Source organism: Pseudomonas sp. EA_65y_Pfl2_P74 (assembly GCF_963970575.1).
GTDB classification, from domain to species: domain Bacteria; phylum Pseudomonadota; class Gammaproteobacteria; order Pseudomonadales; family Pseudomonadaceae; genus Aquipseudomonas; species Aquipseudomonas baetica_A.
Window position 1 is genome coordinate 147,462 of the sequence record NZ_CAXAOQ010000005.1, and the last position, 17,594, is coordinate 165,055.

At 59.9% G+C, this 17,594-nt stretch carries 14 protein-coding genes; 11 read left to right on the forward strand and 3 right to left on the reverse strand.

The window, feature by feature from the left end; genetic code table 11:
• Positions 1 to 9 precede the first annotated feature (9 nt).
• The 5 genes from choX (at position 10) to AACY18_RS05505 (ending at position 4,116) form a co-directional block, all read left to right on the forward strand.
• Positions 10 to 954: a choline ABC transporter substrate-binding protein gene (choX, locus tag AACY18_RS05485; protein WP_339430276.1), complete on the forward strand. Its 945-nt coding sequence runs from the start codon at positions 10 to 12 to the stop codon at positions 952 to 954.
• A gap of 75 nt (positions 955 to 1,029) precedes the next feature.
• A complete protein-coding gene (locus AACY18_RS05490; protein WP_339430277.1) occupies positions 1,030 to 1,917 on the forward strand; it encodes a 3-keto-5-aminohexanoate cleavage protein in 888 nt (295 codons plus the stop codon).
• A gap of 56 nt (positions 1,918 to 1,973) precedes the next feature.
• Positions 1,974 to 2,939, forward strand: coding sequence for an L-carnitine dehydrogenase (locus AACY18_RS05495; RefSeq protein WP_339430278.1), 966 nt, complete (start codon positions 1,974 to 1,976; stop codon positions 2,937 to 2,939).
• Between the two features lie 127 nt (positions 2,940 to 3,066).
• Positions 3,067 to 3,543: a thioesterase family protein gene (locus AACY18_RS05500; RefSeq protein ID WP_339430279.1), complete on the forward strand. Its 477-nt coding sequence runs from the start codon at positions 3,067 to 3,069 to the stop codon at positions 3,541 to 3,543.
• A gap of 309 nt (positions 3,544 to 3,852) precedes the next feature.
• On the forward strand, positions 3,853 to 4,116 hold the full coding sequence (locus tag AACY18_RS05505; RefSeq protein WP_339430280.1) for a hypothetical protein: 264 nt from the start codon (positions 3,853 to 3,855) through the stop codon (positions 4,114 to 4,116).
• A 112-nt stretch (positions 4,117 to 4,228) separates the two neighbouring features.
• Here the strand turns inward: AACY18_RS05505 and AACY18_RS05510 are convergent, their stop codons facing one another.
• Together AACY18_RS05510 and AACY18_RS05515 are read right to left on the reverse strand one after the other, a co-directional pair.
• Positions 4,229 to 5,332, reverse strand: a complete 1,104-nt coding sequence (locus AACY18_RS05510) for a GlxA family transcriptional regulator (RefSeq protein WP_221731180.1) — start codon at positions 5,330 to 5,332, stop codon at positions 4,229 to 4,231.
• 523 nt (positions 5,333 to 5,855) lie between these two features.
• The gene (locus AACY18_RS05515; protein ID WP_221731181.1) at positions 5,856 to 7,232 is read right to left on the reverse strand and encodes an L-serine ammonia-lyase; all 1,377 of its coding nucleotides are present in this window, start codon (positions 7,230 to 7,232) and stop codon (positions 5,856 to 5,858) included.
• Between the two features lie 425 nt (positions 7,233 to 7,657).
• Here AACY18_RS05515 and AACY18_RS05520 point away from each other — a divergent pair, with 425 nt between their 5' ends.
• From AACY18_RS05520 to choV, 3 genes are all read left to right on the forward strand, one after another.
• Positions 7,658 to 8,605 carry a choline ABC transporter substrate-binding protein gene (locus AACY18_RS05520; protein ID WP_339430282.1) on the forward strand — a complete coding sequence of 316 codons (948 nt, stop codon included), beginning with the start codon at positions 7,658 to 7,660 and terminating at the stop codon, positions 8,603 to 8,605.
• A 66-nt stretch (positions 8,606 to 8,671) separates the two neighbouring features.
• Complete coding sequence (gene choW, locus AACY18_RS05525; protein WP_221731183.1) at positions 8,672 to 9,517, forward strand: choline ABC transporter permease subunit; 846 nt, start codon at positions 8,672 to 8,674, stop codon at positions 9,515 to 9,517.
• Positions 9,514 to 10,692: a choline ABC transporter ATP-binding protein gene (gene choV, locus AACY18_RS05530; RefSeq protein WP_339464479.1), complete on the forward strand. Its 1,179-nt coding sequence runs from the start codon at positions 9,514 to 9,516 to the stop codon at positions 10,690 to 10,692. Before choW ends, choV begins: the two co-directional genes overlap by 4 nt.
• A 201-nt stretch (positions 10,693 to 10,893) precedes the next feature.
• Here choV and AACY18_RS05535 read toward each other — a convergent pair whose 3' ends face one another.
• The gene (locus tag AACY18_RS05535; RefSeq protein WP_339430496.1) at positions 10,894 to 12,834 is read right to left on the reverse strand and encodes a BCCT family transporter; all 1,941 of its coding nucleotides are present in this window, start codon (positions 12,832 to 12,834) and stop codon (positions 10,894 to 10,896) included.
• 484 nt (positions 12,835 to 13,318) lie between these two features.
• On the opposite strand from AACY18_RS05535, the gene betI reads away from it, so the two are divergent.
• The 3 genes from betI to betA all read left to right on the forward strand — a co-directional run bounded on the left by betI (position 13,319) and on the right by betA (position 17,349).
• Positions 13,319 to 13,912, forward strand: a complete 594-nt coding sequence (gene betI / locus AACY18_RS05540) for a transcriptional regulator BetI (RefSeq protein WP_339430284.1) — start codon at positions 13,319 to 13,321, stop codon at positions 13,910 to 13,912.
• Positions 13,913 to 14,020: 108 nt separating this feature from the next.
• A complete protein-coding gene (gene betB / locus AACY18_RS05545) occupies positions 14,021 to 15,493 on the forward strand; it encodes a betaine-aldehyde dehydrogenase (RefSeq protein WP_339430285.1) in 1,473 nt (490 codons plus the stop codon).
• Between the two features lie 152 nt (positions 15,494 to 15,645).
• Positions 15,646 to 17,349, forward strand: a complete 1,704-nt coding sequence (betA, locus tag AACY18_RS05550; RefSeq protein ID WP_339430286.1) for a choline dehydrogenase — start codon at positions 15,646 to 15,648, stop codon at positions 17,347 to 17,349.
• Positions 17,350 to 17,594 lie beyond the last annotated feature (245 nt).

The window sequence follows — 17,594 nt, forward strand, 5'->3', positions numbered from 1 at the left end:
GAACCCGACATGAAACGACTGATCAGCAGCTGCGTTCTTGCACTCAGCGGTACCGCTTTCTTGAGCGCCAGCGTCATGGCCGCCGAACCCGCGTCTTGCCAGAACGTGCGCATGGGCGTGGTCAACTGGACCGACGTGATCGCCACCAGTGCCATGACCCAGGTCCTGCTCGACGGCCTCGGCTACAACACCAAACAAACCAGCGCGTCCCAGCAAATCATCTTCGCCGGGATCCGCGACCAGCGTCTGGACCTGTTTCTCGGCTACTGGAACCCGCTGATGACCCAGACCATCACCCCGTTCGTCGAGGCTAACCAGGTCAAAGTCCTTGACGCTCCAAGCCTCAAAGACGCCCGCGCCACCCTCGCCGTGCCGACGTACCTGGCTGACAAGGGCCTGAAGACTTTCGCCGACATCGCCAAGTTCGAGAAGGAACTGGGCGGCAAGATCTACGGCATCGAACCGGGTTCGGGCGCCAACACGCAGATCAAGGCGATGATCGCCAAAAACCAGTTTGGCCTCGGCAAGTTCCAGTTGGTCGAGTCCAGTGAAGCGGGGATGCTCGCCGCCGTCGATCGCGCCGTGCGTCGCAAGGAAGCCGTGGTGTTCTTCGGCTGGGCGCCGCACCCGATGAACGTCAACGTCAAGATGACCTACCTCACCGGCAGCAATGACGCCCTCGGCCCGAACGAGGGCATGGCCACCGTGTGGACCGTCACCGCGCCGAAATACGCCGAACAGTGCCCGAACATCGGTCGCCTGCTGAGCAATCTGACGTTCACCGCTGAAGACGAGAGCCGGATGATGCAACCGCTGCTCGATCACAAGGACGCCTTCGAGTCGGCCAAGCAGTGGCTCAAGGATCACCCGGCAGACAAACAGCGCTGGCTCGAAGGTGTGACCACTTTCGACGGCAAACCGGCCGCTGAAAACCTGCAACTGACCCGCAAATAACGTCCTCCTGAATCACCGTTTCGCAGCCCGCAAAGGGCTGCGAACAGCCCCATCACGCCTGAAGGAAACCGACACATGAACCACGACGTCATCATCACCTGCGCACTCACCGGTGCTGGCGACACGACCGCCAGGAGCCCCCACGTACCGGTCACCCCAAAACAGATTGCCGCCGCCGCCGTGGAAGCGGCCAAGGCTGGCGCCACCGTTGTGCACTGTCACGTCCGCGATCCGCAGACCGGCAAGTTCAGTCGCGATGTGGCGCTGTACCGCGAAGTGATGGAGCGCATCCGCGAGGCTGACGTCGACATCATCGTCAACCTCACGGCCGGCATGGGTGGCGATCTGGAAATCGGCGCTGGCGAGAAGCCGATGGAGTTCGGCCCGAACACCGATCTGGTCGGCCCGCTGACTCGTCTGGCCCACGTCGAAGAACTGCTGCCGGAAATCTGCACCCTCGATTGCGGCACCCTGAACTTCGGCGACGGCGACACCATTTATGTCTCCACCCCGGCACAACTGCGCGCCGGCGCCAAACGCATCACCGAGTTGGGCGTGAAAGCCGAGCTGGAAATTTTCGACACCGGTCACCTGTGGTTCGCCAAACAGATGATCAAGGAAGGTTTGCTCGATAACCCGCTGTTCCAGCTGTGCCTGGGCATTCCGTGGGGCGCGCCGGCCGACACCACCACCATGAAAGCCATGGTCGACAACCTGCCGGCGGACGCGGTGTGGGCCGGGTTTGGTATCGGCCGGATGCAGATGCCGATGGCCGCGCAAGCGGTGCTGCTGGGTGGCAACGTGCGGGTCGGGCTGGAAGACAACCTGTGGCTGGACAAAGGCGTGCTGGCGACCAACGGTCAACTCGTTGAGCGTGCCACCGAGATACTCAGCCGCTTGGGCGCCAGCGTCCTGACCCCGGCCGAGGGCCGGAAAAAAATGGGCCTGACCCCGCGCGGATAAATCATCACTCATTTGCCCGCTTCCACAGGTTTCTACGAATTATTCAGGATGTGACCATGAGCTTTATCACCGAAATCAAAACCTTCGCCGCGCTGGGCAGCGGTGTCATCGGCAGTGGCTGGGTCGCCCGCGCCCTCGCCCACGGCCTCGATGTCGTGGCCTGGGATCCGGCGCCCGGCGCTGAAGCGGCGCTGCGCAAACGCGTGGCCAATGCCTGGGGGGCGCTGGAGAAAAACGGCCTGGCGCCGGGCGCGTCGCAGGATCGCTTGCGCTTTGTCGCGACCATCGAGGAGTGCGTGCGCGACGCGGATTTCATTCAGGAAAGCGCTCCGGAACGCCTTGAACTGAAACTGCAACTGCACAGCAAAATCAGCTCGGCCGCCAAGCCCAATGCGCTGATCGGCTCCAGCACCTCGGGCCTGTTGCCGAGCGAGTTCTACGAGAGTTCGATCCACCCGGAACGCTGCGTGGTCGGCCATCCGTTCAATCCGGTTTACCTGTTGCCGCTGGTGGAAGTGGTCGGTGGCAAGAACACCGCACCGGAAGCTATACAAGCGGCAATGAAAGTCTACGAATCACTCGGCATGCGTCCGCTGCATGTGCGCAAGGAAGTACCGGGATTCATCGCTGACCGTCTGCTCGAAGCGCTGTGGCGTGAGGCGCTGCACTTGGTCAACGACGGGGTGGCGACGACTGGCGAGATCGACGACGCGATCCGTTTTGGCGCCGGTTTGCGCTGGTCGTTCATGGGCACCTTCCTGACCTACACCCTCGCCGGTGGCGATGCCGGAATGCGTCACTTCATGTCGCAATTCGGCCCGGCGTTGCAGTTGCCATGGACGTATCTGCCGGCACCGGAGTTGACCGACAAGTTGATTGACGATGTGGTCGATGGCACCAGCGATCAGTTGGGCAGCCACAGCATTTCGGCGCTGGAGCGCTATCGTGATGATTGCCTGCTGGCGGTGCTGGAGGCGGTGAGGACTACCAAGGAGAAGCATGGAATGAGTTTCAGCGAATAATCCTTGCTCAACAGTTCCGGCCCCTTCGCGAGCAAGCCCGCTCCCACAGATGACCGCATTCCCATGTGGGAGCGGGCTTGCTCGCGAAGACGGCAGCCCAGCCACTATCAATGTTGGATCTGACACCATGCCCAGCCTCACCACCTACCAAACCCGCATCATCCCCGACTGGGTCGACTACAACGGCCACCTGCGCGACGCCTTCTACCTGCTGATTTTCAGCTACTCCACCGACGCCCTGATGGATCGCCTCGGCATGGACAGCAACCACCGCGAAGCCAGCGGCCACTCGCTGTTCACCCTGGAACTGCACCTCAACTACCTGCACGAAGTGAAGCTCGACACCGACGTCGAAGTACGCACGCAAATCATCGGTCACGACAGCAAACGCCTGCATCTCTATCACAGCCTGCACAAAGTCGGGGAAGACCAGGAGCTGGCCGGCAATGAGCAGATGTTGCTGCACGTCGACCTCGCCGGCCCGCGCTCGGCGCCGTTCAGCGCGGACACCTTGAGCCGTCTGCAAGCCATCGTCGCCGAGCAGGCCGACCTGCCCGCCCCGACTTACATCGGCCGCATCATAGCCCTGCCACCGGCCCGTTAAAACCCACGATCGAGCGAGATGAGCGCTTGCTGCGCAGATCGGTTTCACTGACGGACAGGCAAAAAAAGCCCCGATACAAGCCGTGACAGGATCGGGGCTGAGGGTACTGTTGAGGAGCTGCCGTGCGAGGGTGACCAAACCGTCGTGTTGCAAGCTGAAGCCAGTTTGCCCACTCCCTTTGACAACGAGTTAGCCGAAAACGACCCGTTCATAGTCGTAGCAGCCACTGCGACAAATCGCCCTTGCCGTCCCTCCCCTTGCCTACCAGAATCGAGTCACGACCTCCGTTGCTGAAGAAGGATTCGCCTCATGATGTTTGCCGATTTGATCGATCAGGAAGACCTGTTGGGACAGCTCAAGGCATTGGGATTACAGGTGCCGGTCGGCTCGACGGCCGAGCAGGCATGTGAATTCGCCGTAATGGGTCTGGACAATGCTCGGGCGTTCGAATTGCGCAAAATGGTCAAGGACATGTACACCAGCGGCGCGAGCATCCAGCCGGCTGTGCGCCAAGCCATCGACAAACAGTTGTTGCCGGCATTGGCACACTACCAACAGACCCACAGCGCCTGAGCAAGCCAATCGCCCACAGGCGGGTTCCCACAGTTTTTGTGTCTGACCACATTTTTGTGATCGACATCCATCCTGTGGGAGCCCGCCTGCTGGCGATGAACGATGACTCGGTTTACAGCCTTACGCTGGCAAACGTCGATTCATTACGCGCCTGACTCAACGCCGACATCGGCCCCGACAGCGGCGACAGCACCATCGCCTGCGGCAACTGCATCATCGCCACCTGCTGGGTGGTGTTGGAGCCAACGCGCTCGTCACGCGGCGGAATGCCGAAGTATTCGCGGTAGCACTTGGAGAAGTGCGGCGTTGAGACGAAACCACACACCGAAGCCACTTCGATGATCGACATCGGCGTCTGCTTGAGTAGTTGCCGGGCACGAATCAAACGCAACTTGAGGTAGTAACGCGACGGCGAGCAGTGCAGGTATTTCTGGAACAACCGCTCGAGCTGACGACGGGACACGGCGACATACACCGCCAGTTCGTCGAGGTCGATCGGTTCCTCAAGGTTGGCCTCCATCAGCGCGACGATTTCCTGCAGCTTCGGCTGGTTGGTGCCGAGCATGTGCTTGAGCGGCACGCGCTGGTGATCCTGTTCGTTGCGGATGCGCTCATAGACGAACATTTCCGAGATCGCGGCGGACAGTTCACGGCCGTGATCGCGGCTGATCAGGTGCAGCATCATGTCCAGCGGCGCGGTGCCGCCGGAGCTGGTGAAGCGGTTGCGGTCGAGGGTGAACAAGCGAGTACTCATGGCCACGCGCGGGAAAGCTTCCTGCATTGCCGCCAGGCATTCCCAGTGCACGCTGCAATCGAAACCGTCGAGCAGCCCGGCGCAGGCCAAGGCCCAACTGCCGGTGCACACGGCACCCAGACGACGCGACTGACGCGCCTGGCTTTGCAGCCAGGAGACGTGCTCACGGGTCACGGTGCGCTGGATACCGACACCGCCACAGACAATCACGGTGTCCAGCGGGGGCGCTTTGTGCATCGAGGCGTCGGGCGTGATTTGCAGGCCGTCACTGGCCCACACCTGGCCGCCATCGACGGTGAGGGTGCTCCAGCGAAACAGTTCACGACCGGACAACTGATTGGCCATGCGCAGCGGCTCAACCGCAGAGGCCAGGGAAATCAGCGTGAAATTGTCCAGCAGCAGAAAGCCGATGGATTGAGGCGCACGGTTCTGGGGTTGAGCCCCTGAGTTGAACGACGTCATCGCGGTATCTCCTCACACAAAGCGGGTGAAGGCCTCAGGCGGAGGCTCTTGTTTTTGCCAGCGTTCTCGAGTGGGAGACGGGCTTTGTTATGACAGAGCAATTGCCATGCCTAAAATTGAATGGCCATTCAATAACTCCTGAAAACGACATCACGACGCGTCTATATGAGACCTCCGGCGAAGGGTGTTTGGAAGTGCCATCAGCGAGGGGCAAAGCTCTGCTCCGTTGCCTGTGAGCAGATCGGTATCACTTGTGGGAACGGGGCTGCGCGCCGTTCCACAGGAGTGTCACCACAGGCACAGGTGACGGACGGTAGGGTGTGCTGATTGCCTGTTACAGGTGGGAAAGACTCTTATCTGATTGCGACGCGCCAAAAGGTGGCGTGTTTGCTTAACCGTGTTCATTTAGCGCGCAGTTTTGACTGGTCTGGCCCAATCGCCGGCAGGTTGGTTTACACAGGTTTTCTGATCGATACGAATCGACTGTGGTCGCTAGCCTGCTAACGATTGAAGCCACTCGGTTTCAGCACTCAACCGCGCTGACCGCCAACCCACCGCGCGATGTTTCTTTATATTTGTCATGCATGTCGGCACCGGTATCACGCATGGTGCGAATCACCCGGTCCAGCGAGATGAAGTGCTGACCATCGCCACGCAACGCCATTTGCGCGGCGTTGATCGCCTTCACCGCCGCAATCGCATTGCGCTCGATGCACGGCACCTGGACGAGGCCGCCAACCGGATCGCAGGTCAAACCGAGGTTATGTTCCAGGCCGATTTCCGCCGCGTTGCACAACTGCTCAGGCGAAGCGCCAAGAATCTCCGCCAGCCCTGCCGCCGCCATCGCACAGGCCGACCCGACCTCGCCCTGACAACCGACTTCGGCACCGGAAATCGACGCGTTCTTTTTGCACAGAATCCCCACCGCCGCCGCCGCCAGGAAGTAGTCGACCACGTTGGCGTCGGTGACCGCTTCGCTGAACTTCATAAAGTAGTGCAGCACCGCCGGAATGATCCCCGCCGCACCGTTGGTCGGCGCCGTGACCATCCGCCCGCCCGCCGCGTTCTCTTCATTCACGGCAAGGGCGAACAGGTTGACCCACTCCATCGCGCTCAGCGTCGAGCCGATCACGTTGGGCTTGTTCAATTCCTGCAGGCTGCGATGCAACTTCGCCGCACGCCGACGCACATTCAACCCACCAGGCAGGATGCCTTCGTGCTTGAGGCCTTGCTCGACGCAATCTTGCATCGCTCGCCAGAGTTTCATCAGCCCGGCGCGGATTTCCTCTTCGCTGCGCCAGACCTTTTCGTTGGCCATCATCAAGTCGGCGACGCGCAAGTTGTGTTGCTTGCACAGCGCCAACAACTCCACGGCACTGGAGAAGTCATAGGGCAGTTCGGTGCGATCCAGATCCACCACACCGCTGCAGGCTTGCGCCTCATCCACGACAAAGCCGCCACCGACCGAGTAATAGGTGTCGCGATGCAGGGTAGCGCCATCACCTTCGGCGATCAGCGTCATGGCGTTGGGGTGGAAAGGCAGGTTCTCCTCGATCAGACGCATGTCCCGGGCCCAGACAAAGGGTACCGTCAGGCGACCGTCCAGCAAGAGCGTATCGGTTTCGCGTAGCGCCTGGATGCGCGGGCCAATCTGTGCGGGATCGATTGCATCAGGCCATTCGCCCATCAATCCCATGATCACCGCGTTGTCGCTGCCATGGCCGATACCCGTGGCCGACAGCGATCCATAAAGCTGAACTTCGACACGCCGAACGTCATCGAGCAGGGCCTTTTCTCGCAGGCTTTGCACGAACAGAGCAGCGGCGCGCATCGGGCCCACAGTATGGGAACTGGAAGGGCCAATGCCGATTTTAAACAGGTCGAAAACGCTGATTGCCATGGGCGAATATCTCAAGTTCAAACACGTCCCGACACGGCTGCGCCGGGCGGCGCAGCAACTACGCTTGACGCCGGAATTCGCACATCTTCCGGTTTTTGCCGTAAGGTTGACGTCTGACACCGACGTAGTCTTGTCCACTAACGCCGTGTGTCGGTGAGGCTCTATCCACTCGCTTTTTGGTGGCCCAGGGAGCCGTCAATGGGTGGAAAAAAGCTGTAAGCGACGTTACCGACACTAGATGCGACCACGCCTGTACTGGATGCGACCCTACCTGTAGGCGTCCGATATGCACTGGTACATGATCATTTACGACTTGATTGCAAGGCTGCGTGTCAGAACACGTTTCACGCACCTACCGACCGCAACATTCATAAGTGCGGGTATCCCGTCGGAACACCGCCCAAAAAACACTCAGGAGTCCCCCCATGAAAGGTTCCCCCTCGTTGTTGTTGGCCGCCATGCTCAGTCTTCCTCTTCTGGCCCAGGCTTCAGAACCGGAACAATGCAGCACCGTCAACTTCTCCGATGTCGGCTGGACCGATATCACCGTGACAACCGCCACCACCAGCGTCGTACTCGACGCACTGGGGTACAAAACCAAGACCACCATGATTTCCGTACCGGTGACCTACAAGTCCCTGGCCGACGGCAAGAACATGGACATTTTCCTCGGCAACTGGATGCCGACCATGGAAAACGACATCAAGGCCTACCGCGATGCCGGTACCGTGGACGTCGTGCGCACCAACCTCAAGGGCGCCAAATACACCCTCGCCGTGCCGCAAGCCCTGTACGACAAAGGTCTGCATGACTTTGCCGACATCGCCAAATTCAAGAAAGAACTCGACGGCAAGATCTACGGCATCGAGCCAGGCAACGACGGTAACCGTCTGATCCAGAGCATGATCGACAAAAACGCTTTCGGCCTGAAAGACGCCGGCTTCAAAATCGTGGAATCCAGCGAAGCGGGGATGCTGTCGCAGGTCGATCGCGCCCAGAGACGTGACACCGCGGTCGTATTCCTGGGCTGGGCACCCCACCCGATGAACAAACGCTTCCATATTCAATACCTGACCGGGGGCGATGACTTCTTCGGCCCGGATTTCGGCGCCGCCACCGTGGCCACCAACACCCGCAAGGGCTATGTCGAAGAGTGCAGCAATGTCGGCCAGTTGCTGAAGAACCTGGAGTTCACCGTCGACATGGAAAGTGAGCTGATGGGCAATGTTCTCGATGACAAGATGAAGCCCGAAGCAGCAGCCAAAGCCTGGCTGAAGAAAAATCCACAGATACTCGATACCTGGCTCGCTGGCGTGACCACCATTGACGGTAAACCAGGCCTTGCGGCCGTGAAAGCCAAGCTCGCGCAGTAATCGCCTTATGCCGGGCGAGTGCGCTCGCCCGGACTGTTTATTCCTTGCATGCGGACGTTCACTACCATGCTGATTGATCAGAAAATACCTTTAGGCCAGTACATCGCGGGTTTCGTTGAATGGTTGACCGACCACGGCGCCAATACATTCGACGCAATCGCCGTGACACTGGAAACGATGATCCACGGCGTGACGTTTGCGCTCACCTGGTTCAACCCTTTTGTCTTGATCGGCCTCATCGCCGTACTCGCCCATTTCATCCAGCGCAAATGGGGACTGACTGCTTTTGTGATTGCATCCTTCCTGCTGATCCTCAATCTGGGGTACTGGCAGGAAACCATGGAAACCCTCGCCCAGGTCATGTTCGCGACCCTGGTTTGCGTGGTCATCGGCGTGCCGTTGGGCATCGTCGCCGCGCACAAACCGATGTTCTACACATTGATGCGTCCGGTTCTCGATCTGATGCAGACCGTACCCACCTTCGTTTACCTCATTCCTACCCTGACCCTCTTCGGGCTGGGCGTGGTGCCGGGCCTGATCTCCACGGTGGTGTTCGCCATCGCAGCGCCGATCCGCCTGACTTACCTGGGCATCCGCGATGTCCCGCAAGAACTGATGGACGCCGGCAAAGCCTTCGGCTGCTCGCGTCGCCAACTGCTTTCACGGATTGAACTGCCTCACGCCATGCCGAGCATCGCGGCCGGCATCACCCAGTGCATCATGCTGTCGCTGTCGATGGTGGTGATCGCTGCACTGGTAGGCGCCGACGGACTCGGCAAACCGGTGGTCAACGCACTGAACACTGCTGATATCGCCCTGGGCTTCGAAGCAGGCCTGGCGATCGTACTGCTGGCGATCATGCTCGACCGTATCTGCAAACAGCCCGAAGCCAAAGCAGGGGGTGACGCATGAGCATCATTCGCTTCGAAGACGTCGACGTAATTTTCTCCAAGGACCCGCGCGAGGCACTCAAGCTGCTGGATGAGGGCATGACCCGCAACGAGATCCTGAAAAAGACCGGGCAGATCGTCGGCGTGGAAAAGGCCAGCCTCGACATCAACAAAGGCGAAATCTGCGTGCTGATGGGCCTGTCCGGCTCTGGCAAGTCGAGCCTGCTGCGTTGCATCAACGGCCTCAACACCGTGAGCCGCGGCAAGCTGTTCGTCGAGCACGAAAACCGTCAGATCGATATCGCATCCTGCACCCCCGCCGAACTGAAAATGATGCGTACCAAACGCATCGCCATGGTGTTCCAGAAGTTCGCACTGATGCCGTGGCTGACGGTTCGCGAGAACATCAGCTTTGGTCTGGAAATGCAGGGCCGACCGGAAAAGGAACGCAGGAAGCTGGTTGACGAGAAGCTCGAACTGGTAGGTCTGGCCCAATGGCGCAACAAGAGGCCTGACGAACTCTCCGGCGGCATGCAGCAGCGCGTCGGCCTTGCTCGTGCACTGGCGATGGACGCCGACATTCTGCTGATGGACGAACCGTTTTCGGCACTCGACCCGCTGATCCGCCAAGGCCTGCAGGATGAACTGCTGGAACTGCAACGCAAGTTGAACAAGACCATCGTCTTCGTCAGCCACGACCTCGACGAGGCGCTGAAACTGGGCAGCCGCATCGCGATCATGAAGGACGGTCGCATCGTCCAGTACAGCGTGCCGGAAGAGATCGTGCTGAACCCGGCGGATGACTATGTGCGTACCTTCGTGGCGCACACCAATCCGCTCAACGTGCTGTGCGGGCGCAGCCTGATGCGCACCCTGGATAACTGCAAACGCATCAACGGTTCGGTGTGCCTGGACCCGGGCGACGACTCCTGGCTGGACCTGGCCGAGGGCAACACCATCAAAGGCGCACGGCAGAACGGCTCGACACTCAACCTGCAGAACTGGGCACCGGGACAAGCGGTTGAAGGGCTGGAGCGCAAACCGACGCTGGTGGACTCCAACATCGGCATGCGTGACGCCTTGCAGATTCGTTATCAGACCGGCAACAAACTGGTGCTGCACGATAACAATCAGGTCGTAGGGATTCTCGGTGACAGCGAGTTGTATCACGCGTTGCTGGGCAAGAACCTGGGGTAGTAATCCCGGACACAAAAACGCCGCGAGAGGATCGCGGCGTTTTTGTTTATCAGGGCGTCAGGTCAAACCGTGTTGTGGCTGATGGCCCTTTTCGCGAGCAAGCCCGCTTCCACAGTTAAAATGCAGGCCAATGTGGGAGCCGGCTTGCTCGCGAAGGATGCGGCGCGGTGCTTTAGACAGAAACACCGCGCCACTTGCCGTTTAGCTGTACACCCGGCCAAGGAGCTGCCGATGGCTTTCAAACTGATCGAGCACATCCCGCGTGATCTGATCCTGCGTGAAGCCCATCAGGTCGTAATCCTGGCTGCCGCTTTGCAGATACACCTCGGCGCGATAGAAACGCTGACGCGCCTCTTCAGACGCCACCGATTCGGCAGGGGTTGCGAGGTAACCGTCCAGACTCACTTCGTAAACGAAAGGGTTGCTCTCTTCCATTTCGATGCGCACGCCCATGCAGCGCTTGGATTTACCCAGCAGCGTTTGCACTTCCAGCCCCTGAGCACGCATTTGCGCAGCCGCGCTTTCCAGCGCCGGGCTGACTTGCTTGTCCATGAAACGCTGCACCACCGACTGGCTCGGTTGCAGGTCCAGCTGAGTCAAACGCTCACTGAAACCCCGACGACCACGTTCGGCCAGTTGCGCTTGCTCCTCTTCGATCAGCACGTCCTGACGCATTGCCTTGTGCAGGCCGAACATGAAGAACACCAGCACCACCGAGAACGGCAGACCGGCCAGCACCACCATCGTTTGCATCGCTTCAAAGTTACCGGCGAACAGCAAACCGATGGTCACCAGGGTGATCACCACCGACCAGAAGATCCGCAGCCAGTGGGGCGCATCTTCGTCGACGTTGCCGCCCTTGCAGGACAGGTTGGCCATCATCACCGCGCCAGAGTCGGCCGGGGTCAGGAACAGCACGAAGCCGACGAAGATCGACACACCGATGACAACTTTCGACGCCGGATAGTGCTCAAGCAACTGATAGATCGCCATCGACGGCTGTTCCAGCGCCGTCTTCCCAAGCTCAACCGCCCCATGGTTCATCACCAGATCCAGCGCCGAGTTGCCGAAGATCGACAGCCAGGCCAGCGTGAAGCCCAGCGGAATCAGAAGCACGCCGGCTACCAGTTCACGCACGGTACGCCCACGGGAGATACGCGCGATGAACATGCCTACAAATGGCGCCCAGGAAATCCACCAGGCCCAGTAGAACAGCGTCCACAGGCCCAACCAGCGGTCGGATTTGGCGCTGTCGCCTTCATAGACGTACAGGTCGAACGTCTTCAGCACCGCGCCGTTGAGGTAGTCGCCGATGTTCTGCACAAAGCCGTTGAGCAAGTGCAACGTCGGGCCGAACAGCAGGACGAAAATCAGCAGACCGCTGAACAGCACGATGTTCAGGTTGGACAGACGACGGATACCGTTTTCCACACCGGACACGGCAGCGATCGTCGCCACCGTGCTCATCACGATGATCACGATCAGCAGGTTAGTGTTGCTGTGTTCCATGCCGAACAGGTTTTCAAGGCCCGAAGACACTTGCAGCGAACCAATCCCCAGGTTCGTCACCAGACCCAGCAGGGTCACGAACATGCCGAAGCCGTCCACCGCGTGACCGGCCGCGCCTTTGACCCAACGCTCGCCGACCAGCGGATACAGCGCCGAACGCAGGGCCAGCGGTTGGTTATGACGGTAGGCAAAGTAAGCCACGGCCAAGCCGACCAATGCATAGATCGCCCAGCCGTGCAGGCCCCAGTGCAGGAACGTCAGTTGCACCGCCTGACGCGCCGCCATGTTGGTGGCGGCCACGCCTTCCGGCGGATTGAAGTAGTGATCCAGCGGCTCGGACGCGCCGAAATACAGCAGCGAAATCCCGATACCCGACGAGAACAGCATCCCCGCCCAGGCGCCGTAACTGAAATCCGGGGTGTCGTCCTTGCTGCCCAGTTTGAGTTTTCCGTAGGAGGAGAACGCCAGGCCCACCACAAACACCAGGTAAGCGGCGATCACCACCATGTAGTACCAGCCGAAGCTGCGCGACAACCACTCCTGAGCCACACCCAACAGTCTGCCGGCCTCTTGCGGGGCGATAATCAGAATGGCGGTCAACAACAGAATCAACGCGGTAGAGGTGTAGAACACCCAACCGTTGACCGTCACCTTCTCGGGCGGGGTCTTTATAAGCGAGGCAGAACTCATGGCACAAATGCTCCAGGCAGTGCGAGAGAAGAACACAAGGCAACACGGCACCCGACCAATCGGTTAGTTGGCAGCCGACCGGCGGGTGATATAAAGACACCCCGAAAAAAGCTCGAACCTGCCGAAATGGTGTTGCGAATCGCTTTCGTGGCCGAAAGTCCGGACGTTCATCCGAAACCTGGCCCTGAGCGTCTTGCCCTTTCAACACGTCCATCGAACCGCGAACCGCGCCATGCCCCGCGCAGGTTTCGAGCTTTTTTGGATGTCAGTTTTATCGCCACTTACATGTAGGAAAAATCTGTAGGCAGCGACGAATTGTCGCAGATCTTATTCTTTGTTGATTGAACGTTCAATCAAAACAAAATAGACTGGCCCTCAATCCGATAGGCGTTATTCGCCCGTCGGAAGGCCTAAGGAGATGTGCAAGATGCCCAAGGTCGGTATGCAACCCATCCGCCGCCAACAACTGATCGAAGCCACATTGCAGGCGGTCGATCAGGTCGGAATGGGGGACGCCAGCATTGCGCTGATCGCCCGTTTGGCCGGTGTCTCGAATGGCATCATCAGTCATTACTTTCAGGACAAGAACGGCCTGATTGCCGCCACGATGCGGTATCTGATGAACGTCCTCAGCGAGAACGTCACCGCACGCCGTCAGGCGTTGACAGACAGCAGCCCTCGGGCGCATCTGCAGGTGATCATCGAAGGCAACTTCGACGCCAGCCAGATCAATGGCCCGGCAATGAAAACCTGGCTGGCCTTCTGGGCCACCAGCATGCATCAGCCGTCTTTGCACAGGTTGCAGCGGATCAACGATCACCGTCTGTATTCCAACCTGTGCTGCGAGTTTCGCCGTGTGTTGCCGCTCGAAGAAGCGCGCAGTGCCGCGCGAGGACTGGCAGCGTTGATTGACGGTTTGTGGTTGCGCGGCGCGCTGTCAGGAGACGCTTTCGACACGGCGCAGGCGCAACAGATCGCTTACGAATACATGGATATCCAATTGGCCAAGCAGGTGAGTTAGAGCACACAGAAAACGCTCGGCCCCTGAACTGTCACCGACCAGCGATGCCTCAGTTACATGGCTCACCCGGTGACCAACGCCAACCACCAATGCACTTGCGAGGACACTATGGCCCGTTTCGAACTGCAAAAACTCTACATCGATGGCGCGTATTCCGACGCCGGCAGCGATGCCACCTTCGAAGCCATCAACCCGGCTAACGGCGAAGTTCTCGCACAAGTGCAACGTGCGACCAAGGAAGACGTCGAGCGCGCTGTGGTCAGCGCCGAAAAGGGCCAGAAAATCTGGGCCGCGATGACCGCCATGGAGCGTTCGCGCATCCTGCGTCGTGCCGTCGACATCCTGCGCGAGCGCAACGATGAACTGGCCGCACTGGAAACCCTGGACACTGGTAAAGCCTTCTCCGAAACCAAGTACGTCGACATCGTCACCGGCGCCGACGTGCTGGAATACTACGCAGGCTTGGTACCCGCCATCGAAGGCGAGCAGATCCCGCTGCGTGACACTTCTTTCGTCTACACCCGTCGCGAGCCGCTGGGCGTTGTGGCCGGTATCGGTGCGTGGAACTACCCGATCCAGATCGCGCTGTGGAAATCCGCTCCAGCGCTGGCCGCCGGTAACGCGATGATCTTCAAGCCAAGCGAAGTCACCTCGCTGACGACCCTGAAACTGGCCGAGATCTACACCGAAGCCGGCGTGCCAAACGGTGTGTTCAACGTTCTGACCGGCAGCGGCCGCGAAGTCGGCACCTGGCTGACCGAGCACCCGCGCATCGAGAAAATCTCGTTCACTGGCGGCACTGACACTGGCAAAAAAGTCATGGCCAGCGCTTCGGCATCCTCGCTCAAAGACGTGACCATGGAACTGGGCGGCAAGTCGCCGCTGATCATCTGCGACGACGCCGACCTCGATCGCGCTGCCGACACCGCGATGATGGCCAACTTCTACAGCTCCGGTCAGGTCTGCACCAACGGCACTCGTGTGTTCGTACCGAGCCACCTCAAAGCCGCTTTCGAAGCCAAGATCCTTGAGCGCGTGGCGCGCATCCGCATCGGCAACCCGGAAGACGAAAACACCAACTTCGGCCCGCTGGTCAGCTTCCCGCACATGGAAAGCGTGCTCAGCTACATCGCCAAAGGCAAAGAAGAAGGTGCCCGCGTCCTGTGTGGCGGCGAGCGTCTGACCGACGGCGAATTCGCCAAAGGCGCGTTTGTTGCCCCAACCGTGTTCACCGACTGCACCGACGACATGACCATCGTTCGTGAAGAAATCTTTGGCCCGGTCATGGCGATCCTCTCCTACGAAACCGAAGAAGAAGTGATCCGCCGCGCCAACGACACCGACTTCGGCCTGGCCGCCGGTATCGTCACCAAAGACCTGAACCGCGCTCACCGCGTGATTCATCAACTGGAAGCCGGTATCTGCTGGATCAACGCCTGGGGCGAGTCCGACGCAAAAATGCCGGTGGGCGGTTACAAGCAGTCGGGCGTGGGCCGTGAGAATGGCATCAGCTCGCTGAACAACTTCACTCGCATCAAATCGGTACAGGTCGAGCTGGGCGATTACGTCTCGGTGTTCTAAGACCGAGCCTTGTATTGCTCGCGAGGCCGCCTTCGCGAGCAAACCCGCTCCCACAGGAGCCCCCATTCCAAGGTGGGAGCGGGCTTGCCCGCGAGTCGAGTGCGAAGCACTCGTCAGGCCTGACCTGACCACATCTAAAGAGGGTGCATTCAATGTCCCAAGAATTCGATTACATCATCATCGGTGCCGGTTCGGCCGGTAACACCCTGGCGACCCGTCTGACTGAAGACGAAGGCGTCACCGTTCTGCTGCTCGAAGCGGGCGGCCCGGACTACCGTTTCGACTTCCGTACACAAATGCCCGCCGCTCTGGCATTCCCGCTGCAAGGCCGTCGCTACAACTGGGCGTACGAAACCGATCCAGAGCCACACATGGACGGTCGCCGGATGGAATGCGGTCGCGGCAAAGGCCTCGGCGGTTCTTCGCTGATCAACGGCATGTGCTACATCCGTGGCAACGCGATGGACTACGATGGCTGGTCGAAACTGCCGGGCCTGGAAGACTGGACCTACCTCGACTGCCTGCCGTACTTCCGCAAAGCCGAAACCCGCGACATCGGCCCGAACGATTACCACGGTGGCGAAGGCCCGGTCAGCGTGACCACGCCGAAGGCGGGCAACAACCCGCTGTTCCACGCCATGGTTGAAGCAGGCGTGCAGGCCGGTTACCCGCGCACCGAAGACTTGAACGGTTACCAGCAGGAAGGTTTCGGCCCGATGGACCGCACCGTGACGCCGAACGGCCGTCGTGCTTCCACCGCCCGAGGCTACCTCGACACCGCGAAAAAGCGTTCGACCCTGACCATCGTCACCCACGCCCTGACCGACAAGATCCTGTTCGAAGGCAAGCGTGCCGTTGGTGTGCGTTACCTGGTGGGCGACGCTGAAGAGCGCGTTGAAGCCAAAGCGCGCAAAGAAGTGCTGCTGTGCTCCGGCGCCATCGCATCGCCGCAGATTCTGCAACGTTCCGGCGTCGGCCCGGCGAAACTGCTGGAAAGCCTCGACATCCCGGTCGTACACGATTTGCCGGGCGTGGGCGAGAACCTGCAAGATCACCTGGAGCTGTACCTGCAATACGCTTGCACCCAACCGGTTTCGCTGTACCCGTCGCTGCTCTGGTACAACCAGCCAGCCATCGGCGCCGAATGGCTGTTCAACGGCACCGGCATCGGCGCCAGCAACCAGTTCGAGGCCGGCGGTTTCATCCGTTCGCGTCCCGAATTCGAATGGCCAAACATCCAGTACCACTTCCTGCCGGTCGCCATTAACTACAACGGCAGCAACGGTGTGAAAGAGCACGGTTTCCAGGCGCACATGGGTTCCATGCGTTCGCCAAGCCGTGGTCGCGTTCAGGCCAAGTCGAAAGACCCGCGCCAGCACCCGAGCATCCTGTTCAACTACATGGCCACCGAGCAGGACTGGCAGGAATTCCGTGACGGCATCCGCCTGACCCGCGAAATCATGCAACAGCCGGCACTGGACGCTTTCCGTGGCCGCGAAATCAGCCCCGGCATCGACGTGCAAACCGATGAGCAACTGGACAAGTTCATCCGCGAACACGCCGAAACCGCGTTCCACCCGTCCTGCTCGTGCAAGATGGGCACCGACGACATGGCGGTCGTGGATGGCGAAGGTCGCGTGCACGGCATGCAGAGCCTGCGTGTGGTCGATGCCTCGATCATGCCGATCATCACCACTGGCAACCTGAACGCGCCGACGATCATGATGGCCGAGAAAATCGCCGACAAGATCCGTGGTCGCAAGCCATTGCCGCGTAGCACCGCCGCCTACTATGTAGCGGGCGATGCGCCGGTTAAGGGCAAGCCGATGCGTGATATCACGCCTGTTGCTCAGTAAGACGTAATATCGAGGCGCGGCCTTCATCGGAACGCCGCCCGGAGACAAGCCCGCTCCCACATCGGACCTGAGTGCTCACAGATTTTGTGTTCACTGGAGACCTACTGTGGGATCGGGCTTGCTCGCGAAGGGGCCCTCACATTCCACGCAAACCCCTCGACTTCAAGTAATTCCTCCTACACCCCCTCGTCACTTGATCCTACCCCCACGCCGGCCTACTCTAGACCTCGCGCAACCGTTTCACC

Bases quoted from the DNA above. Each gene is read 5' to 3' on its own strand.
- choX (WP_339430276.1), top strand. From the start codon at position 10: ATGAAACGACTGATCAGCAGCTGCGTTCTTGCACTCAGCGGTACCGCT.
- AACY18_RS05490 (WP_339430277.1), top strand. From the start codon at position 1,030: ATGAACCACGACGTCATCATCACCTGCGCACTCACCGGTGCTGGCGAC.
- AACY18_RS05495 (WP_339430278.1), top strand. From the start codon at position 1,974: ATGAGCTTTATCACCGAAATCAAAACCTTCGCCGCGCTGGGCAGCGGT.
- AACY18_RS05500 (WP_339430279.1), top strand. From the start codon at position 3,067: ATGCCCAGCCTCACCACCTACCAAACCCGCATCATCCCCGACTGGGTC.
- AACY18_RS05505 (WP_339430280.1), top strand. From the start codon at position 3,853: ATGATGTTTGCCGATTTGATCGATCAGGAAGACCTGTTGGGACAGCTC.
- AACY18_RS05510 (WP_221731180.1), bottom strand. From the start codon at position 5,332: ATGACGTCGTTCAACTCAGGGGCTCAACCCCAGAACCGTGCGCCTCAA.
- AACY18_RS05515 (WP_221731181.1), bottom strand. From the start codon at position 7,232: ATGGCAATCAGCGTTTTCGACCTGTTTAAAATCGGCATTGGCCCTTCC.
- AACY18_RS05520 (WP_339430282.1), top strand. From the start codon at position 7,658: ATGAAAGGTTCCCCCTCGTTGTTGTTGGCCGCCATGCTCAGTCTTCCT.
- choW (WP_221731183.1), top strand. From the start codon at position 8,672: ATGCTGATTGATCAGAAAATACCTTTAGGCCAGTACATCGCGGGTTTC.
- choV (WP_339464479.1), top strand. From the start codon at position 9,514: ATGAGCATCATTCGCTTCGAAGACGTCGACGTAATTTTCTCCAAGGAC.
- betI (WP_339430284.1), top strand. From the start codon at position 13,319: ATGCCCAAGGTCGGTATGCAACCCATCCGCCGCCAACAACTGATCGAA.
- betB (WP_339430285.1), top strand. From the start codon at position 14,021: ATGGCCCGTTTCGAACTGCAAAAACTCTACATCGATGGCGCGTATTCC.
- betA (WP_339430286.1), top strand. From the start codon at position 15,646: ATGTCCCAAGAATTCGATTACATCATCATCGGTGCCGGTTCGGCCGGT.